Origin of the sequence: Streptomyces sp. NPDC098789, from assembly GCF_044759975.1 — a bacterium.
Taxonomy (GTDB): Bacteria; Actinomycetota; Actinomycetes; order Streptomycetales; family Streptomycetaceae; genus Streptomyces.
The window spans coordinates 125,682-143,743 of the sequence record NZ_JBIWAJ010000010.1 but is presented as its reverse complement, the minus strand read 5'-3'; the positions used below and the strand labels follow the sequence as shown (position 1 = coordinate 143,743).

Sequence of the window (18,062 nt, the reverse complement as noted above, 5' to 3'; positions counted from 1 at the left end):
GGTGGTGGGTCCGGTGGCGGGCCCGGCAGCACCCGCAGCAGGCCCGGTGGTGGGTCGGATCAGCCGCACTTCAGCCCGGACTGGGCACTGGCCACGGCCGTGTCGAGCTTCTGCAGGTCCGGGGTGAGCTTGGTCAGGGCATCGGCGCCGGTGGTGTCACCGGGCAGGCCGTCGTACGTCTTCTTCACGGCGTCGGCCGCGGACTTCACCGCGTCCTTCTGCGCGGCGTTGAACTGCGCGGTGGACTCGGCGACGGTCTTCCAGTCATCCTGAACGGCGTTGTGCGCGCTCTTGATCTGGTCCTTGGTGGCGGTTGCCGGGTCGAGCGTACGCAACTTCGCGTTGTCGGCCTTGAGTTCGGTCAGGCTGCTGCACAGCTTGTTCGTCGCGTCATCGGTCGGCGCGGCGGCGAAGGCCGAGGCGGCCCCGCCGGTCACGAGGAGCGCTGCGGCGGCCGTGCTCACGGCAGCGGCGAGAAGTCGGTTCATCTGTGATGCACCCCTTCGGGGAAGAAGACGCCCCCCGTCCAGCCCCCACTCGTACCAACCTCGCACAGGCCCACCGGCGCCGCATCCTCACACGGCACTCCCCCACCACCGCAGATCGGCATAAAACCGCAGGTCAGCGCCGTTCAATCGTGATGTAGGAGATGTTCTGCCGGTACGGAGTCCCTCCGATGGATTCGGTGGTTCCGTTAGCTTCGTCGGACCTGTTGGCTTCGCTGGTTTCGCTGGTTTCGCTGGTTTCGTCGGATGCTCACCAGGTCGCGTGGAGCGTCCGGGGCGAGCGGTGGATGAGGGTCGGGCGCATGGGCGGCGGTGGCCGGTCCGGGTCCAGCCGCAGACCGGGAAGGGTCTGCGAGAACAGCTCCAGCGTCAGGTGGAGCTGGGCACGTGCCAGGCGGGAGCCCGGGCAGTTGTGCGCTCCGTGGCCGAAGCCGAGGTGACGCCGGTCCGCGGGCCGTCGGATGTCGAAGCGGTCGGCCGTCCCGTACCGGCGTTCGTCGCGGTTGGCGGAGGCGTAGGCGACGAGCACCGCGGCGCCCGCGGGCAGGCGGGTGCCGCCCAGCGTCACCGACCGCGTCGTGGTCCGGCGGAAGGCCTGGATGGGTGGATCGAAGCGGGCGCATTCCTCCACGGCGGAGGTGGTCAACTCCGGTTCGGAACACAGCAACCGCCACTGCTCCCGGTCCCCGAGCAGGTGCAGCAACGCGGTGGAGATCAGCGCGCTGGTCGTCAGGAATCCGGCGATCAGCAGGTTCTGCAGATTGGCCACCAGTTCGTGACGCTGCTCCAGGGTCAACTCGCCCTCCCCCGGCGCCAGGGCCGCCACCAGGTCCGAGCACAGGTCGTCGCGGGGACGGGCCCGTCGGTCGCGCACGTAGCCGTCCAACAGGTGTTGGAGTGCCACCACGTCCCGCGCTGCGGCGGCCTGCCCCTGCGGCGTCAGCGGCCGGAAGAACAACTCCTCGGCGCGGTAGCCGCCGTGGACCGCGGCGAGGGCGTCTTCGGGCTCCAGCCCGATGAGGTGCCCGATGACCAGCCCGGGCAGCTTCCGGGCGTACGCCTCCACCAACTCGGCCGAGCCGTCGGCGGCGAAGGCGTCCACCAGCTCGCGCGCCCGCTCCCGCGCGTACGGCAGCAGCGCCGCGATCCGGGCGGAGGACAGGCCCCGGTTCAGCGGGGCCCGGAGGCGCTGGTGGGCGGTCCCGTCCGTGGAGACCACCGTCGGCCGTGGGCCGAACCCGCGCGGGAGGACCCCGAGCGCGGCTTCCGACAGCGGGACGTCCGGCAGGAGCGCGTTCGCCGAGGAGAAGTCCGCGTCACGGCGCAGGACTTCCCGCACGTCCGCCTCTCGCGCGACCAACCAGGCATCGGCCTCCGGAAGCCAGGTCAGTCCTTCTGCTCGCCGGGCGAGGGCGTAACGGGGATAGGGGTCCTGGTAGAACGCGTCCCGCACCGCCTGCTCGTGACCTGCTGACACACAGAGCCCCCGTCCCACGGTCCGCGCCCGGGAGCGGCCCCGCGCGCACCGGGCATCCTGCCGGACGCCGGGCCCGACCGGAAGAGCGCGTCGCAGCGGCGGACGCGGCGCGCGCGAACGGCCACCGGCGCCACCGAACCTGCCATGGTGGGGGAATGGCCCTACGGATCCCGTACGCGGGCGGTCGGCTCGGTGAGGAGCTCGACGTCACGGTGTACCTCTTCCCCCGCGAGCCGGACCGGCCCGCGGACGACGTCACGCGCGCGCTCGGGTCTTGGCGGACCTGGCCGCCCCGACAGGTCGACCTGGGCGGTACTCCCGAGGAGGTCGAGTGCTGGACCGCGGCCGCCGCCGCGCTCGTGCGGCGGATCGCCGAGGCGGAACGCCTGCTGGGGCGGGCGGAGCGCCGTATCCGGAGATGGGACTCCGTGGTGACGCGTCGACGGGCGCGGGCGAGGTACGACGACTCCCGAGCGGACTTCCTGGCGCAGGTGCGGGCCGCGGCGGCCGTCTACCAACCGGTCCGGGACGTCATCGAGGTGCGCCTGGCCGCTCAGGAGGCCCACGCGCGCGACGTCACCCGACGGGCGTACCAGGAGAAGGAGCGGCGGTGGCGGGAGGTCGTGCTCCGGTTCAGGCAGTGGGAAGCCCGACAAACCGTCGCCGACCGTCCCCTGGCCGGCGGTCTCACCCCCCGCGAGATGGCGGCCCGGGGGGACGGTCCCGCGAACTGGCCCGAGGACGTACGGGCGGCCGTGGGCGACCCCGCCGCGTGGTGGGCGGGTGTGCGCGCCTCGGTGCGCAACCGGCAGGCGGAGGCACTGGCCCTGCGGCGGGTCCTCGGGGCGATCGCCGAGGCGGCCTCGGCGCTGGAGGCCGCGGGGAGGCCCGGCATCGAAACCATCAGGGGCAATCCCAGCGAGGTGCTCCGTGGGTGGTGGATCCACTTCGACTGGTCGGACCTGCCCGACACCGGGCGGCTCAGGACCCCACCGGACGTGCCGCCGGGGTCCGTCGACGCGAACAGGTGGCTCTACCGGCTGCACCTGCCCGCCGACCAGATCTTCGTCGCGGCCCGATCCGCCGCGTACGGCTTCGCGACGGAGAGCCGGTCGAAGATCCCTCCGGGGGGCTACGGCTACCGCTACAGCTGGTCCACGAGGGACCCCGAACGGTTCGCCGAGCTGCTGATCCACCACGAGATCGTCGCTTTCGACGCCCCCGGGCACAGCCGTCCCGTGACCTTCCCGATGGCCGACCACGCGGACCCCGACGCCTACGTGCCGTACGTGGAGGCCGTGACCGAGCGGGCGGCGGCCCGGTTCCGGGCCCTGATCCCACGTCAGCCGTAGGAAGGGGTGGTGGGGCCGCGGCCGTACACGCTCCGGCGCGGAGGGCGTCCCGTCCATGGTGGCGGCCCGGGCGTCCGTACTTCGACAGGGCGGTGCGTGCCTCGGCGGTCGCGTCGCGCCATGATCGAGGACCGGTCCTCGTACCAGTACCAGGACCGGCACCAAGACCAGGGCCGTAAGGCGAGTCCGTCCGCCGTCCGCCGCCCGCCAACCGCCTCCACGTACAGGAGTTCCCCACCATGCCCGACACCACCGTCCGTGCGCCCCGGCCCGGGGACTTCGCCCAGTGGCGCGCCCTCTACCGCGGTTACGCCGACTTCTACGCGGTGGAGCAGACGGAGGCCGCCGCCGCGACCGTCTGGGCGTGGGTGAACGATCCCGCGCACGAGGTCGGTGCCCTGGTGGCCGAGGACGCCGCGGGGCAGCTCGTCGGGCTCGCCCACTACCGTCCGTTCGCCCGGCCGCTCTCAGCCACCGTCGGCTGCTTCCTCGACGACCTGTTCGTCGCACCCGAGCACCGCGGTTCGGGAGCGGCCGACCTGCTGCTCGACGCCCTGCGCGCGATGGCCGCGGACAAGGGCTGGAGCGTGGTGCGCTGGATCACCGCCGACGACAACCACCGGGCCCGGTCCAAGTACGACCAGGTGGCCACCCGCACGATGTGGGTGACGTACGACATGGCCCCGACCGCACCGGCGACCGACACGGCCACGCCCCGCTGACCACGCGCGCACCGGCTGACGGACGGGGGCGGGGGGGAGGACCGGGGCGGATCGGGTATACGGGTGCCATGGACACAAAAGCCTGGCTCATCCTGGCCGCCGTGGTCGCCGCCGGACTCGCGGTCGGCGCCGCCGTGTTGCTGGTGCGCGTCTTCGCGGCGCGGCGGCTGCTGCTCGACGCCGGGATCCCGCTGCGCGACAAGGCGCTGTTCTGGGTCGCCGTCGTGTACACGATCTCGCCCGTGGACCTGATCCCGGACCCGGTGTACCTGGACGACATCGGGGTGCTGCTGCTCGCCCTGCGCTCCCTGCACGCGGCGGCGGCGCGGATCCCCGGCGGACCGCGCCCGCCGGTGGATCCGGCCCCGGTCGGTCACCTCAAAGGTGGCCGAGTACGTTGACCACGCGACCGTTGGGGTCCCGGACGAAGAACCGCCGCACCCCCCACTCCTCGTCCTGCAGGGGGTGGACGATCTCCGCTCCGCTCCCCCGCATGACCGCGTAGGCCGCGTCCACGTCGTCCACTTCGATGCTCATGTCCGGGGTGACGGGGGCGGTGCGGTCGGCGGCCATGAAGCTGACTTGCGCGGCCGGAGCGGACGGCGGGGCGAGCGTCATGATCCAGCCGTGGTTCATGACCTCCTCGAACCCCAGGAGACCGTAGAACTCCCGGCTCTCCTCGGCGGCTTCCGACCGGATGTTGGGCACGACACGGCGTACGGACATCACTGACTCCACGTGGGTGCAGGAGGTGCTTCGACGGCGTCAAGGAGTACTAAGGAGTACTACAGCAACTACAGGACTCCCCGCGCCGCGCGCGTGACCATGGATCGACGGGGAATCCGGTGAGCATGGACACCAAGGAGACGCACGTCGCCCCGGAACGCCGGTCCCGCACGGCCCGCACGGTCGGCCGGATCACCGTCACCGTCGTCGTGACGGCCGCACTGCTGGTCCTCGTCTTGCGCTTCCTCCCCGTGCCGGGCCTGGGAGACCTCTTCGGCTCGCGCACCCACGACCGGACCGGACCGGCCGTGCTCAAGTCCCTGCGCGACCTGAGCCGGTTCGAGGGCGCGGCGGGCGACTACCAGGTCGTGGTGGACCTGGAACACGACGCCCCGTTCCTCCCCGACGGCATCCGCGGCACCCGCACCCTGTACGTCGGCGCGGGCTCCGTGTCGGCGTACGTCGAAATGGGCGGGCTGGGCCAGCAGGCCGTCACGGTCGACGCGGACCGGACCTCGGCCTCGCTGCGGCTGCCGCACGCCAAGTTGGGCGCCGCGGCGCTGGACCCGGCGCGTTCGTACGCGGTCTCCAAGCAACGCGGCCTGCTCGACCGGCTCGGCGACTTCTTCTCGGACAATCCTTCGGGCGAACAGGCGGTGCAGAAGGTCGCCGTGCAGCGCATCGGCGAGGCGGCCAAGGCGAGCGGGCTGGAGCAGCGCGCCGAACGCAACACGGCCGCGGTGCTCGAAGGAATGCTGCACTCCCTGGGCTTCACCTCGGTCACGGTCACCTTCGCCTGACGCGAGCGGGGGGCGTGCGGGTGCGGAAAGAACCGCACTACGGTGGCGGCTGCACGCGGCCGAGGAAGCGCGTGAGCGCGGCGATCGGGCCGAGCGGGTCGGCGTAGTCGACCGTTTCCCGCTCCTCGAACGTGCCGTCCCCGCGCCGGATGGTGGTGCGCTGGCTGCGCCTGATGCCGCCGGTGCGCAGCAGGTAGAGGCCGTACATGGCGGCGACGCTGATGATCCCGATCTCGATGACGGGGAGTTTGGCCTTGGCGTCGGCGGCGATCCGGAGGATCCGCTCGGCCTGGTCCGGCTCGTCCCAGGCGCCCGACAGGACGAGGAGCGCGGCGTTCTCCAGGAGCAGCGGGTCGGCGGTGAGCCGCTCCAGGTCGGCCGCGAAGTCCGGGCCCCATCCCCGGGCGAGTTCGGCGCGCATCTCTTCCGTGGTCGGGTCGTCCAGCCGTTCGCTGAGGTAGTAGCGCAGGGTGTGGTGGACGGTGTCGGGGTCCACCTCCCGCTCCGACAACGCCGACGTCAAGGTCCGAGTCATCTACCAGTCACCTTCCAGAGCCATCGACCAAGCGATCCAGCCGGGCACGCCGGACCGTTCCGCTTCCAGACAGGACGTGCGCAGGGCGACGCCCGGTGGGCTGCCGGTCAGCACGAGGGCGCGGCAACGGTCGAGGACCGGCAGCACCTGCTCGGCGAGGATGTCCCAGCGCGGTGCGACCAGGGTGCGCAGGCCGCGGTGGCGGAGCGTGCTGAACAGGCCGACCTGCTGACCGCCGCGGGTGTGGTTGAGCCCGCTTGAGCAGGCTGCGGAGAAGATCGCGGAGGGCGAGCGGGCAACGGCCGTCGCGGACCGCCAGTCGAACCGGTGGGCGGGGTCGGAACGGGCGGCGGCCAGGGAATCACCGGGCGGGAGCCGCCCCTCGGACGAGAGCAGGAGCGACACCGAGGCGCTGCCGGTGTCGACCAGGCCGTGGCAGAGCAGTGTGCAGAGGTCGGAGCCTTCGAGGATGCGGACGAGCGCGGCGGCGTCCGCCTGCTCCCCGTCCGCAGAGGCGAAGGCGAGCTCGGCTGCGGCGGCCTCCGCCCGGCTCGCGACCAGGGACGCCGTCAGGGCCGCTTCGACGGCCCGGGATTCGCCGAAGCGGGGCGCGCGCACCGTACCGACGGCCGGGCGTGCGACCGCGGCGTCCGGCCGCAGCATGAGCGATCCCCAGCTCGGCGCGTAGGAGCACGTCCAGGAGGGCCCGAGGGCGAGGTGCCACGGCAGCCGGTACAACTGCGGCGACTCGATGACGACGACGTGGTCGGCGGCGCCGAGCCGTTCGCGGAGCACGGCGTGGAGCGTGCTGGTGAACGTCCGCCACTGCGGGACGTCGAGGGGGTCGCCTGGACGGCTCGGGGTCCAGTTGGCGATGCGGGTGCCGAGCCGGGCGGCGAGCGGACCGAGATCGTCCAGGGTCATGACGACCTCCGTGACCGGAGTCCGTCCGGCCTCGATGAGCGTCAGGACCAGCGACCGCCGGTCGGGGCCGTGCTCGACCTGTTCGAGGACGGCGGTGCGGGCGAGCCCCGTCCGGTCGCAGAAAGCGGCGAGCGCCCGGTCGTCGGCGAACCTGCCACGGGCCTCGGAGCCACTGGGGGCACCCGAGGCACCCGAGGTGAGCATCCGCCGCGCCGGGTCCCGCCACAGCTCCTCCACCGTCCGCTGCAGTTCTCCGCATCCCTCGCCGTCCAGGAGCGCTCCCTGGATCGCCCGCAGGTCACCGGGGTACGCCACCTCCACGCCCGCGGCCTGCTCGAAGTCGGAGAACCCCTCCATCGCCCGGCCGACGAGCCGGTCGGCCTTCCGTACGAGCCCGAGGGCGTCCTGGTGCGCGCCGGCCGAGACCGCGGCGACGGCGGGGCGCACGAAGCACTCGACCGGCGGATCGACCCCGTACTGTTCCACGGCCAGCCGTTCGAGGGCTTCCCAGTCGGGGGCCCGCGCGTCGGGGGCGCCGCCGCGGATCTCCTCGACGAGGGCCTCCACCCGGGTGGCCTGGAGGTGCACGAAGCAGTCGCCGCGGGCGGCCGCCCGCGCGCGCAGGTCCGCCAGCCCGTCGAGGGTTCCGGCCCCTGGGGCTCCGCGTCGCAGCTCCTCCAGCCGGGCCATGGCGGCATAGAGGTCCGCGACGGGGTTGTACGGGACGGCTCCGAGGTTCGTGACCTCTCCCGGTCCGCGGATGTCCAGCGAGTGCAGCGGCAGGGCCCACAACTCTTCCTCGGGTTCCTCGTCGTCACGCAGGAGCGCGTACTGGAGCTGCGCCCGGACGATCGGGGTGACGAGGGAGGAGAATTCGAGCGCGTGGACCAGTGCTTGCCTCAGCAGGGTCACGGCGTCGCCGAACCGGCCGGTGGTGAAGTAGGCCGGCGCCAGCTCCACGGCGACGTACGGGCGCAGGCTCGGCCGCAGCTTCGCCCACTGCGGTTCCAGGAGGGCCAGGGCCTGGTCGACCCGACCGCGTTCGCGGAGCACGACGGCGGTGGTGGTCACGTGCTTGTGCGGGAACGGGTGGACCGCGGTGAGCCATCGATCGGGTGTGAACCAGGCGTCCTGGTCGCCGATCTCCGCGAGCGCTTCCTCGGTGCGGCCGGTGAGGGTCAGCGCGAGGGCGCGGACGTCGGACAGGTCCGATCGGCGGAAGTCCTGTGCCGGTTCGAGGTCCTGTACGCGCTCCAGCATGCGCAGGGCGCCCGCCGCGTTCCGCGCCGTGATCAGCGCCTCGCCCATGAGCACCGTGGCGTTCAACGACCCGGTCTTGCGTTCCAGAGCCGCGTGGACCAGATCGAAGTCCGCGTCCGTGCCGTGGTGCGCCAGTCCCGAGTAGATCTGGGAGCGCACCATGCCGAGGGACCCGACCCCGAGTCCGTCGATCATGCCGGCCAGGGCGACGCCGACCTCGTTCTCGGGGAAACGGATGGCGATGTGGTCGGCGAGCCGTGCGGCGAGGTTCGGGTGACCCGCCCTGACCGCCGCCCGCTGGATGCGCTCCTCCGTCTTGTTCCACTTCCTGGCGACCCGGCGCGGCCGCCGCTGGAACGCGTCGATGCGGAGCCCCTTCTCCAGCTCGATGAGGCGGCCGAGGTCGAAGGCCGACACGGTGGGCCGCAGGTGTTCCTCGCTCAGCCGCAGCCGTTCGCTGAACGACGTACCGATCCAGGCCCGCCGCACCCGCACTTCCAGGCTCATGTACTCCATCGCCCAGTCGAGGGAGGCCGGGTTCGACTGGCCGGCCCTGTGGTGGAGGACGGCCTCGACGGCCCGGGCGCAGTAGAACCACTCGCGCTCGCCCTTGGCCCCGGTCCGCGCGATGCGGGCGACGGCGGCGGAGAACTGGCCGAGCGCGTCACCGATGGGCGGTGACCCGTCCACGTACGTACGCAGGTCCTCCTCGAAGGTCCTCGGCAGCCCGCGCGCCCGTAGGGCCCACGCCGCGCAGAGGTTCTGCCACGTCCGCGCCTGACAGGAGCCCAGGACGGCGACCCCCTCATCCGGGTCGACCCTGACCTTCGGCAGCGCCCCGGCCGCAGCGACCGCCAGCGCGGAGTACACCGCCCCGGTCAGCTCCCGCCAGCGCCGGTCGAGCTCCGCGTACTCCGCCTCGGTGAACCACCCGAGCACCGCCTCGATCCGGAGCCGCAGCAGTGCGCCGACCAGGTGCTTGAAGTGGGCGGGCGAATCGGCGAGGAGGCTCTCCCCCTGCCGCCCCCGGTCCTGACCCTGGCCCTGACCCTGCGCCAGTTCCTGCACCCACTCCCGGTACGGCTCCTGGTCCTGGTCCTGGTCCTCGCTCTGATCCTGATCCTTGCTCCGGATCCCTTGGATCCGCTCGCGCAGCGCCGCACGCAGGGCGTCGGGCGTGGCGATCTCGGACGACTCGGGAGAGCGGATCAGGCTCCGCTCGGTGGACGCCCAATAGAAGACCTTGGCGGGTACGGTCGTGTGGCATCCCGTCGGGCAGCGCAGGAAGTCCAGCTCCCCGCGCAACAGTCGGACCGTCTTCGCGACTTCGTGGTCGCGTATCAGCAGCAGGCTTCCGGTATCGATCTCCGCCCCACAACGGCTGCATCGCACCCGTTCACGGTACGTGCTCACTCTCCGCGAAGGAAGGGTCCGCATCCCGTGACGCCGCCTAACGGCCCGAGTCCCGCCGCGGAGTTGCGGCGGGACCCGCGGGAGGGGTCAGCCGGCGAGCTGGAGGCGGTGGTCGTTGACGTAGGTGCCGAAGCCGGTCGCGACCTTGCGGAAGTCCTTGAAACCGTCGCCGGTACCGGTGCCGAGGGTGAGGCTGCCGTCGGGCTCGACCGCGAGGATGTCGGCCCTGCCGTCCCCGGTGACGTCACCGAAACGCAGCCGGTCGTTGCTGACGAAGTCCCCGTAACCACTGGAGATCGTGTGGTAGTTCGAGAACCCGTCACCGTTGCTGACGGCCAGGGTCAGCGACCCGTTGTTCTCCAAGGCGATCAGGTCGGCCTTGCCGTCACCCGTGATGTCGGCGAGCTTCAGCCGACTACCGGTGACGTACTCGCCGAAACCGGTCGCGACCTTGTGGAAGTTGGTGAAACCGTTGCCCATACCGACCGCCAGGGTCAGCGACCCATCGCTCTCCACCGCCAACGCATCGGCCTTACCGTCACCGGTGATGTCACCGAACTTCAGCCGACTGTTGTTCACGTACTCCCCATACCCGCTGGAAATCGTGTGGTAGTCGGTGAAACCACTCCCCGTGCCCTTGGCCAAGGTGAGCGACCCGTTCGTCTCCAGACCGATCAGGTCCGCCTTCCCATCACCGTCCGCGTCCACGTAGTTCAACCGGTCCGCATTCACATGCAGACCGAAACCACTCGCAATCTTGTGGTAGTTGGTGAACCCGTTCCCCGTACCGTCAGCGGCCGTGATCGAGCCGTCCGCCTCGAGCGCCACCAGGTCGGCCTTCCCATCACCCGTCAGGTCGCCGTTCCCGGCGTCGGTGATGTTGTCGTAGCGGCGGGGGCTGAAGGTGCCGTGCCCGGAGTAGTACGGGTACGGAATCTCGTGGTGCACCGCGCCGGTGCTGCCGGCCTCCTCGTAGGCGTCGTACCGGGTGTGTTCAGCGTTGGCCCAGCCGTTGAAGACGACGACGTGGCCGAGTGCCCCCGAGGCGGGGTTGAGCAGGATGTCACCGGGCTTCAGGGACTCCTTGGCGATGGAGGACGTGAAGTCCAACAGGCTCCCCGTCGTCTCGCCCCAGTTGTTGGCCGAGGACGACGCGAGGTTCCAGGCCATGGAGACGAAGCCAGAGCAGTCGGTGCGGTAGCGCCCGTTGGCGTCCGAGCGGTAGCTCGTCATGCTGTACGGAACCCCGGCGTCGGCCCAGGTCTTGGCGCGCGCTATGACCTCCGTGCGGCTGATCCGACCGCCGGCGCTGGAGTCGGCGGCGGCGGCCTGCGCCTGTGGGGCCAGGAACATCTGGCCGGGCTTCGCGGTCTTGGCGGCGGCCGCCGCGAGCTCCGCCTTCGTGGCGGTGGTCGGGTTGGGCACGGTCGGCGTGAACGGCGTGATGGTGCCCGTGTCGGCCTTGGTGGTCCGCGAGGCGGCCGGCACCGCGGGGGCCTGTGCTGCCTGCGCCGGGATCGTGCTGGTCAGCACGACGGAGGCGAGGCCCGCGGCGAGCAGGGCGGTGGCGGACGAACGGCGCAGGAAGCGGGTCATCGAGAACTCCAGATGGGTGGGTGGTACGAAGTAGGCGGTGGTCCCGCGGCGGTCGGGCTCGTGGGCAGCCCTCATCAGCTCGCGGAGAAGAATGTCGCGTGGCCGGCCTGAGGGCGCGGCGTACGGGGCGTGGGAAGGGCTGTGGGAACGGCCCGCGGGGAAGGCCCTTGGAAAGACCTCTGGGGAAGTCGTGCGGCCGGGGATGCGGCGGCACGACTTCGGCAGGCCAGTCACCGGACCTGCGGGCGCGGCCCCTGCTGGAACGGAACGGCTCGTCCGGGTGGCTTCCTGCCGCCGTGGCTGCTCTTGGTGCCCGGCCCGTTGCGCGGAGGGGTTACGAGTCCCCGGGCTGCGGAGTCGACCGGTGGTCGGTACGGGCGGAGCCTCGCCGCGCCCGGCTCCGGGTCGCAGCTACCGCCGGCCCATGGCGTCCGGCACCGCCGGTGGCGGAACGGACCCGGCGGGCACCACGGGCGCCGATCCGGCAGCGGGGTGCGGGGCGATGAGGAAGAGCGTGAGGACCGCGGTGTCCTGGGCGCTGCGCATGCGCATCACGAAGGCCTTCCGTTCTTGAGTGCTGTCTGTCGGCAAGTCGCCCTGGCGTGCTGGTGCTGCCCTGGTGCCCCGACCCGGTCGCGTCCCGCGGCGGCGCTTTCCGGTCCGAGTCCCTTCCGGACCTGTGTCCGTCGGGCAAGAACTACTTTCGCCGCAGGTCAACACGGGTGGAAGGGCTCCGGCGTGGACGGAAGCGGCAGCGGCCGCTTGTGCGCAACCGCTGCCGGTCTCCGGGTGGTTCGGGGTATCAGGGCGGTGCTCGGTGCGCGGTGCTCGGTGGTCAGAGCGCGGCGAGGACGCACGCCGACACGAAGACCACCTGGAGGATGGTGCGCGGCACCAGTGGCATGACGGGCTTCCCGTCGAGCGTGAGCCCGGACCGGGCGGCGTGGACGTTGGCGGGGAACATCGCCAGCAGCATGACCGTGAGCCCGATCGCGGCCAAGGGGCGCGTCACGGGAAGCAACAAGCCTCCGGCGCCTGCCAGTTCGAGCAGCCCCGTGGCCGTCACCAGCAGGTCCGCCCGGGGCAGCGCGGGCGGGACCATCGCGATCATCTCGGCTCGGCGCCCCGTGAAGTGGGCAACGCCGGTGAGCGTGAACATCAATGCCAACGCGACGCACAACGCGGGCTGCCAGCCGTCCAGAACGGAGAGGCCGAGCAGTCCCGCGAGGCGGGCCAGGATCCAACCGACGACGAGCACGATCACGGGAGCCATTGCGTGTTCACCCTTCGAGTTCCCAGAACTTGACACTGGAAAGATTCACTCATCACATCAATCCTGTCAATGCCTAGATCCAGGTAGGCTGATCCCATGACACCCCCCTCCTCCGCGTCCCGCCCCGCCGCAGACCGTCAGAGCTACCACCACGGCGACCTCCGCCGCGCGCTCCTGGCCGCTGCCGTCGAGGCCATCGAGGAAACCGGCGCCTCCGCGGTGAGCTTGCGCGACCTCGCCCGACGGGCCGGGGTCTCCCATGCCGCGCCCGCCCACCACTTCGGCGACAAGGCCGGCCTGCTCACCGAAGTGGCCGTCGAAGGGTTCGACCTCTTCGCCGACGCGCTCGACGCCACCTGGGAACGGACGGGCGACTTCGCCGAGGTCGGCGTCGCCTACGTACGGTTCGGGCTGACCCATCGCGGGCACTTCGAGGTGATGTTCCAACCCGGACTGTGCCACGCGGACTCCGCCGACCTGGTCGCCGCCCGGGCCCGCGCGGGCGAGTCACTGCGCCGCGGCGCAGCCCTCCTGGCCGCCCGCGCCGAAGACGGGGACCCTCAGATCGCGACGTTGGCGGCCTGGTCGCTGGTCCACGGATTCACGGCGCTGCAGCTCAGCGGCACGCTCCCGCTACCGCCGGACGCGGACCTGGAGGGCGTGGCGCGGCAGGTCACCAGGCTCCTCGTGCGGTGAAGCGAGCCGCTCCGCGGGTGCGGCCGGAGTTCCGTGCCGCACCTGCGGAGCCATCCGCCCTACCGATCGGCTGGGTCGTCGTGTGCGGCGTCCGAGGAGGACGGATTCCAGAGCCGGTCGGCTTCACCGCGGGCCAGGTGCTCCTCGTAGACGCGCACCTTGTACCGCATCACGTCCAGGGCGCCCTGCAGTTCGCGGATCCGCTCCTCCACGTGGGCCTCGTGGAGGCGCAGCAGCTGGAGGCGTTCGTGTTCGTTGCCCGGGCCCTGACGGGCCAGCTCGATGTACTGCCGGATCACCGCGAGGGACATGCCGGAAGAGCGCAGCTTCGTACAGATGGCCAGCCACTCCACATCTTCCTCGTGGTAGACCCGGCGGCCGTTGGACAGGCGGCGCACGGGGTTGGCGAACAGGCCCTCCCGCTCGTAGAACCGCAGCGCGTGCACGCTCAGTCCACTGCGCTGCGCCACCTCACCGATGCTCAGGTCCATGAGCGTCCCCTCCTCACCTGCTGTTGATCTAGACCCGACTCTAGGTTCTAGCGTCTGGTCATCAGCCCGTCGGGTCATGAGAACGGCGGCGCGGTGGAACAGCGGAACAGTGGAACAGGGGAGAACATGAGCGTTTGGTTCGTCACCGGGGCATCGCGTGGGCTCGGCGCCGAGATCACCCGGGAGGCGCTGGAGCGGGGGCACAGCGTGATCGCCACGGCGAGGGACGCCTCCGCGGTGCGCCGGGCGTACCCACAAGGGCGTGCGGGACTGCTGGCGGTGGACGCGGACGTCACCGAGCCCGAGCAGCTGGCGGCAGCGGTGGAGGCCGGCCTGGCGAGGTTCGGCCGGATCGACGTCGTGGCCAACAACGCCGGTTACGGCCTCATCGGCGCGATCGAGGAGATCTCCGACGAGGCCGCCCGGGCACTGTTCGACGTCAACGTCTTCGGCGTGCTCAACACCCTGCGGGCGACCCTGCCGACGTTGCGCGCGCAGCGCTCCGGGCACGTCCTGAACATCGGCTCCGTGGGCGGCTTCGCCACCGCCCCGGCGGTGGGCTTGTACGGCGCGTCGAAGTTCGCTCTCGAGGGCGTCTCCGAGGCGCTGCACGGCGAGTTGGCGCCGCTCGACGTCCGCGTCACGATCGTGGAGCCGGGCGGGTTTCGCACCGAGTTCCTCAGCAGCTCCAGCATGCGGGTCGAACCGGCCTCCATACCCGACTACGTCGCCGGCGCCGGGCCGGTGCGCGAGGCGCTGGCCAAGAACGACGGCCACCAGCCGGGCGATCCGGTGAAGGCGGCGAAGGCCATCGTCGACATCACCGAGGTCGCCGAGCCTCCGCTGCGCCTGCAACTGGGTGCGGACGCGGTCGAGCGCGTCGAGGCGAAGCTGGATCTGGTGCGGAGCGAACTCGACCAGTGGCGCCATGTGGCACTCTCCACCGGGGTCTGAGCGGCCGTACCCGGCGGACGAGGTCGAGCGACTCCCCTACTCGGGCCGTAGCGCGGCCAGGCGCTCTTCGAACGGGATCACCTTGAAGCCGTCGGCCGGGTGCACCGAGGTGATCGATCCGGTCAGCGAGCGGGGAGCGCTCGCGGCGGGGACAACGGGGACAGAGGCGGCGGAGGGTGCGGCGGCGGCCATGAAGCGGGCCAGTTCCGCGCCCGCCCGGGCGATGCGGTGGTCCAGCCCCGCGTCGCCCCAGTCCTCCGAGGCCGCGTACACGGCGGTCGGCGGGACGAGGGCGCGCAGATAGGTGAACAGCGGGCGCAGGGCGTGTTCGGTGACCAGGGAGTGCCGGGGCGTGCCGCCGGTCGCTCCGAGGAGCACCGGTTTCCCGGTCAGGGCGTCCTTGTCGATGAGGTCGAAGAACGACTTGAACAGGCCGCTGTAGGAGGCGGCGAAGACCGGTGTCACGGCGATCAGGCCGTCCGCGGCGGCCACGGCGTCGAGCGCGGCGGCCAGTCGCGCGGGCGGGAACCCCATGACGAGGTGCTGGCCGATCTCCGTCGCCAGTTCCCTCAGCTCGATCGTCTCGACCAGCTCGATCGGCTCGATCGCTTCGGCCTCGGCGTCCAGGTGCGCCACGGTCGCCGCCGTGAGGCGGTCGGCCAGCAGGCGCGTCGAGGAGGGGGTGCTCAGGCCCGCTGTTACGACGACGAGCTTCATCGTGCCTCCGTGTCCGTCACCGGAGCGTTCCGGACCGCCGCCACGCGGGCGGAGTGCGTCGGCGCGTCCGGTACACCGGCCGGGCGCAGGTTCGCGAACTCCTTGCGCAACACCGGTACGACTTCCTCGCCGAGCAGGTCGAGCTGCTCCAGGACGGTCTTGAGGGGCAGGCCCGCGTGGTCCATGAGGAACAGCTGGCGCTGGTAGTCACCGGCGTAGTCCCGGAAGGACAGGGTGCGCTCGATGACCTGCTGCGGCGAGCCGACGGTCAGCGGCGTCTGGGAGGTGAACTCCTCCAGGGAGGGGCCGTGACCGTACACCGGCGCGTTGTCGAAGTACGGCCGGAATTCGCGCACCGCGTCCTGCGAGTTCTTGCGCATGAACACCTGACCGCCGAGTCCGACGACGGCCTGTTCGGGGGTGCCGTGCCCGTAGTGGGCGTAGCGCTGCCGGTACAGGCTCACCATCTGCTGGGTGTGGGAGATGGGCCAGAAGATGTTGTTGTGGAAGAAGCCGTCGCCGTAGTAGGCGGCCTGCTCGGCGATCTCCGGCGAGCGGATGGAGCCGTGCCACACGAAGGGCGCCACGCCGTCCAGGGGGCGCGGAGTGGAGGTGAAGGCCTGCAACGGGGTGCGGAACTTGCCCTTCCAGGTGACCACGTCCTCGTCCCACAGTCGACGCAGCAGCGCGTAGTTCTCGATGGCGAGGTCGATGCCGTCGCGGATGTCCTTGCCGAACCACGGGTAGACCGGGCCGGTGTTGCCGCGGCCCATCATCACGTCGACGCGACCGTCCGTGACGTGCTGGAGCATCGCGAAGTCCTCGGCGATCTTCACCGGGTCGTTGGTGGTGATCAGCGTCGTCGACGTGGACAGGATCAGGGACTCGGTGCGCGCGCCGATGTAGCCGAGCAGGGTCGTCGGCGAGGAGGGGACGAACGGCGGATTGTGGTGCTCGCCGGTGGCGAAGACGTCGAGGCCGACCTCTTCGGCCTTCTGCGCGATGGCGAGCACGGCCTTGATGCGCTCGTGCTCGCTGGGCGCACGTCCGGTCGTCGGATCGGCCGTGACGTCACCGACGGTGAAGATCCCGAACTGCATGGCTCCCGTGGCTCCCATGACTTCCTGGCTCCCTCTCCATGATTGTTTCATTTTCAACCATGGGCTCCAACGAGGGACCCGCCCGGGGTATTCCCGGCGGCCGCGCACCGCTTCCTCCATACCGGCCGGTCAGAACAGCGCCAGGCCGTCGCCGCCGGTGTCGACGACGACCGGCCGGGACCGGACGGGGAGGTCGTCCAGGCGCTCCGGTCCGGCCGCGGCGGCCACGGTGGGGGCGGTCTCGGCCAGCCAGGCGCCGAAGCGCTCGACGGCTTCGCGGTAGGGCATCTGCGCCAGGAGGCGGTGTTCGCCGGAGGGGCAGAAGTCGACGGCGACGGTGAGCAGGCAGGAGCGGGGCGCGCGGTGGCTGCCGGTCCAGTAGGCGCGCAGCACGCCGCAGGGTCGGCGCCCGCGGGCGGCGTGGTGGGTCGGGCGCAGGGATCGGCAGGCCGTGTGCGCGGCCCACGCGGCGAGGTGCGGCAGCGGCAGGGTGCTGCGGGTGCGGCAGCCGGGGCAGCGGTGCCAGTGGCGGAGCCAATCGGCGGCGTGGGTGTCGAAGAGGCGGGTGTAGTGGTCGGCGACGCGGACGTCGTTGCTGTACAGGTGGTCGGGGCGCTCGTGGGTGTTGCAGGACTGGCACACGGGGGCGCGGACGTAGCCGTGTTCGTGGCAGTGGTCGAGCACGGCGGCGGGGGCCGCGCCGCAGACGGCGCACGCCCACCCGGCCACCTTGCGGGCGGTACCGGCCTTCCTGCTGAGTACCGAGTACAGGTGGCCTTCCCACTCCCCTTCGTACGGGCGCGACGGGGCGGTCGGGCGGTCGCGGCCCGTCGTCCGCGGGTCGCCGGTGGAGCGGGGCGGGCGGCGCGGGGCGGGCTGTTCGGTGGCGGCCGCGCCCGTCCGGCGGGTCCGTTCGGCGTGCAGCCAGCGCGTTTCGGCGTGTTCGGCCGCGTCGAGCAGTCGGACCAGGGCGCGCGGCAGCCACCAGGTCCGCACCGTGCGGTCGTGGGACTTCTCCACGAGCATCCGCCGCCAGTCGATCCCCGCCAGCTGACACGGCCGGCCGCCGTCTTCGTTTCGTGCCGTCCGCTCCGGGGCGCCCGACTCCGCCGGGGAGCACGGCTGCCGCAGTTCCCACATGATGCGCGCGCGCCATCGCAGCGGCGTTCCCCCGTCGGGTTCCTGCCGCGGGACGCCGCGGAACGGGCCGATGCGGACCAGGTCCCGGCCGTCCAGCTCGACCGCGTTCATCTCCGCCGCCGCGCGGCGCACCTCTTCCTCCAGAACGCTCCACCGGCCGCCGCCCGTCTCGACCATCGCCACCACACGGCAGCCGAGCAGGGCGTACCCCGCTCGACCGCGGGCGGCGGGGCGGGTGAACACCTCGGGCGCCGTCGGCACGGCGCTGTCGGACGTCAGGTCGGCCCACAGGGCGTCCGCGGCACCCAGGGCGATCCGGCCGCCCGCGCGGCCCGGGACGGCAAGATCCGGCATGACAACAGGCTAAGGGCTGGCGGCCC

General features: G+C 71.7%; 18 protein-coding genes. 6 read left to right on the top strand and 12 right to left on the bottom strand.

Going from position 1 to position 18,062, the window contains the following annotated elements:
- Window positions 1-59: 59 nt before the first annotated feature.
- Window positions 60-488 (bottom strand): hypothetical protein, encoded by a 429-nt coding sequence (locus ACIQWR_RS21230; protein ID WP_404011678.1) that lies wholly within the window; start codon window positions 486-488, stop codon window positions 60-62.
- Between the two features lie 268 nt (window positions 489-756).
- On the bottom strand, window positions 757-1,983 hold the full coding sequence (locus ACIQWR_RS21225; RefSeq protein WP_404011676.1) for a cytochrome P450: 1,227 nt from the start codon (window positions 1,981-1,983) through the stop codon (window positions 757-759).
- 155 nt (window positions 1,984-2,138) lie between these two features.
- On the opposite strand from ACIQWR_RS21225, the gene ACIQWR_RS21220 reads away from it, so the two are divergent.
- The 3 genes from ACIQWR_RS21220 (at window position 2,139) to ACIQWR_RS21210 (ending at window position 4,458) form a co-directional block, all read left to right on the top strand.
- Window positions 2,139-3,335, top strand: coding sequence for a hypothetical protein (locus ACIQWR_RS21220; RefSeq protein ID WP_404011674.1), 1,197 nt, complete (start codon window positions 2,139-2,141; stop codon window positions 3,333-3,335).
- A 239-nt stretch (window positions 3,336-3,574) separates the two neighbouring features.
- Complete coding sequence (locus ACIQWR_RS21215; RefSeq protein WP_404011671.1) at window positions 3,575-4,057, top strand: GNAT family N-acetyltransferase; 483 nt, start codon at window positions 3,575-3,577, stop codon at window positions 4,055-4,057.
- Window positions 4,058-4,125: 68 nt separating this feature from the next.
- Complete coding sequence (locus ACIQWR_RS21210; protein ID WP_404011669.1) at window positions 4,126-4,458, top strand: YkvA family protein; 333 nt, start codon at window positions 4,126-4,128, stop codon at window positions 4,456-4,458.
- Here ACIQWR_RS21210 and ACIQWR_RS21205 read toward each other — a convergent pair.
- Window positions 4,436-4,783: a VOC family protein gene (locus tag ACIQWR_RS21205; protein ID WP_404011666.1), complete on the bottom strand. Its 348-nt coding sequence runs from the start codon at window positions 4,781-4,783 to the stop codon at window positions 4,436-4,438. The two genes, ACIQWR_RS21210 and ACIQWR_RS21205, sit on opposite strands and share 23 nt — an antisense overlap.
- A gap of 125 nt (window positions 4,784-4,908) precedes the next feature.
- On the opposite strand from ACIQWR_RS21205, the gene ACIQWR_RS21200 reads away from it, so the two are divergent.
- Window positions 4,909-5,583 (top strand): DUF4230 domain-containing protein, encoded by a 675-nt coding sequence (locus ACIQWR_RS21200; RefSeq protein ID WP_404011664.1) that lies wholly within the window; start codon window positions 4,909-4,911, stop codon window positions 5,581-5,583.
- Window positions 5,584-5,620: 37 nt separating this feature from the next.
- Here the strand turns inward: ACIQWR_RS21200 and ACIQWR_RS21195 are convergent, their stop codons facing one another.
- The 5 genes from ACIQWR_RS21195 to ACIQWR_RS21175 form a co-directional block, all read right to left on the bottom strand.
- Entirely contained in the window at window positions 5,621-6,118 is a 498-nt protein-coding gene (locus ACIQWR_RS21195; RefSeq protein WP_404011661.1) for a hypothetical protein, read from the bottom strand.
- Window positions 6,119-9,715 (bottom strand): hypothetical protein, encoded by a 3,597-nt coding sequence (locus tag ACIQWR_RS21190; protein WP_404011659.1) that lies wholly within the window; start codon window positions 9,713-9,715, stop codon window positions 6,119-6,121.
- 87 nt (window positions 9,716-9,802) lie between these two features.
- The gene (locus ACIQWR_RS21185; protein ID WP_404011657.1) at window positions 9,803-11,386 is read right to left on the bottom strand and encodes an FG-GAP-like repeat-containing protein; all 1,584 of its coding nucleotides are present in this window, start codon (window positions 11,384-11,386) and stop codon (window positions 9,803-9,805) included.
- Window positions 11,387-11,722: 336 nt separating this feature from the next.
- A complete protein-coding gene (locus ACIQWR_RS21180; RefSeq protein WP_404011654.1) occupies window positions 11,723-11,863 on the bottom strand; it encodes a hypothetical protein in 141 nt (46 codons plus the stop codon).
- Between the two features lie 283 nt (window positions 11,864-12,146).
- Window positions 12,147-12,584 (bottom strand): DoxX family protein, encoded by a 438-nt coding sequence (locus tag ACIQWR_RS21175; RefSeq protein WP_404011651.1) that lies wholly within the window; start codon window positions 12,582-12,584, stop codon window positions 12,147-12,149.
- A gap of 96 nt (window positions 12,585-12,680) precedes the next feature.
- Here ACIQWR_RS21175 and ACIQWR_RS21170 point away from each other — a divergent pair, with 96 nt between their 5' ends.
- Entirely contained in the window at window positions 12,681-13,280 is a 600-nt protein-coding gene (locus ACIQWR_RS21170) for a TetR/AcrR family transcriptional regulator (RefSeq protein WP_404011648.1), read from the top strand.
- Between the two features lie 59 nt (window positions 13,281-13,339).
- On the opposite strand, the gene ACIQWR_RS21165 is transcribed toward ACIQWR_RS21170, so the two are convergent.
- A complete protein-coding gene (locus tag ACIQWR_RS21165) occupies window positions 13,340-13,771 on the bottom strand; it encodes a MerR family transcriptional regulator (RefSeq protein WP_404011646.1) in 432 nt (143 codons plus the stop codon).
- 126 nt (window positions 13,772-13,897) lie between these two features.
- Here ACIQWR_RS21165 and ACIQWR_RS21160 point away from each other — a divergent pair, with 126 nt between their 5' ends.
- Window positions 13,898-14,725 carry an oxidoreductase gene (locus tag ACIQWR_RS21160; RefSeq protein WP_404011643.1) on the top strand — a complete coding sequence of 276 codons (828 nt, stop codon included), beginning with the start codon at window positions 13,898-13,900 and terminating at the stop codon, window positions 14,723-14,725.
- 36 nt (window positions 14,726-14,761) lie between these two features.
- On the opposite strand, the gene ACIQWR_RS21155 is transcribed toward ACIQWR_RS21160, so the two are convergent.
- The 3 genes from ACIQWR_RS21155 to ACIQWR_RS21145 all read right to left on the bottom strand — a co-directional run bounded on the left by ACIQWR_RS21155 (window position 14,762) and on the right by ACIQWR_RS21145 (window position 18,036).
- Window positions 14,762-15,442 (bottom strand): CE1759 family FMN reductase, encoded by a 681-nt coding sequence (locus tag ACIQWR_RS21155; protein ID WP_404011641.1) that lies wholly within the window; start codon window positions 15,440-15,442, stop codon window positions 14,762-14,764.
- Window positions 15,439-16,542 carry an LLM class flavin-dependent oxidoreductase gene (locus tag ACIQWR_RS21150; protein ID WP_404012025.1) on the bottom strand — a complete coding sequence of 368 codons (1,104 nt, stop codon included), beginning with the start codon at window positions 16,540-16,542 and terminating at the stop codon, window positions 15,439-15,441. The genes ACIQWR_RS21155 and ACIQWR_RS21150 overlap by 4 nt, the downstream gene beginning before the upstream one ends.
- A gap of 129 nt (window positions 16,543-16,671) precedes the next feature.
- Window positions 16,672-18,036: an endonuclease domain-containing protein gene (locus ACIQWR_RS21145; RefSeq protein WP_404011639.1), complete on the bottom strand. Its 1,365-nt coding sequence runs from the start codon at window positions 18,034-18,036 to the stop codon at window positions 16,672-16,674.
- Between the last annotated feature and the right edge of the window lie 26 nt (window positions 18,037-18,062).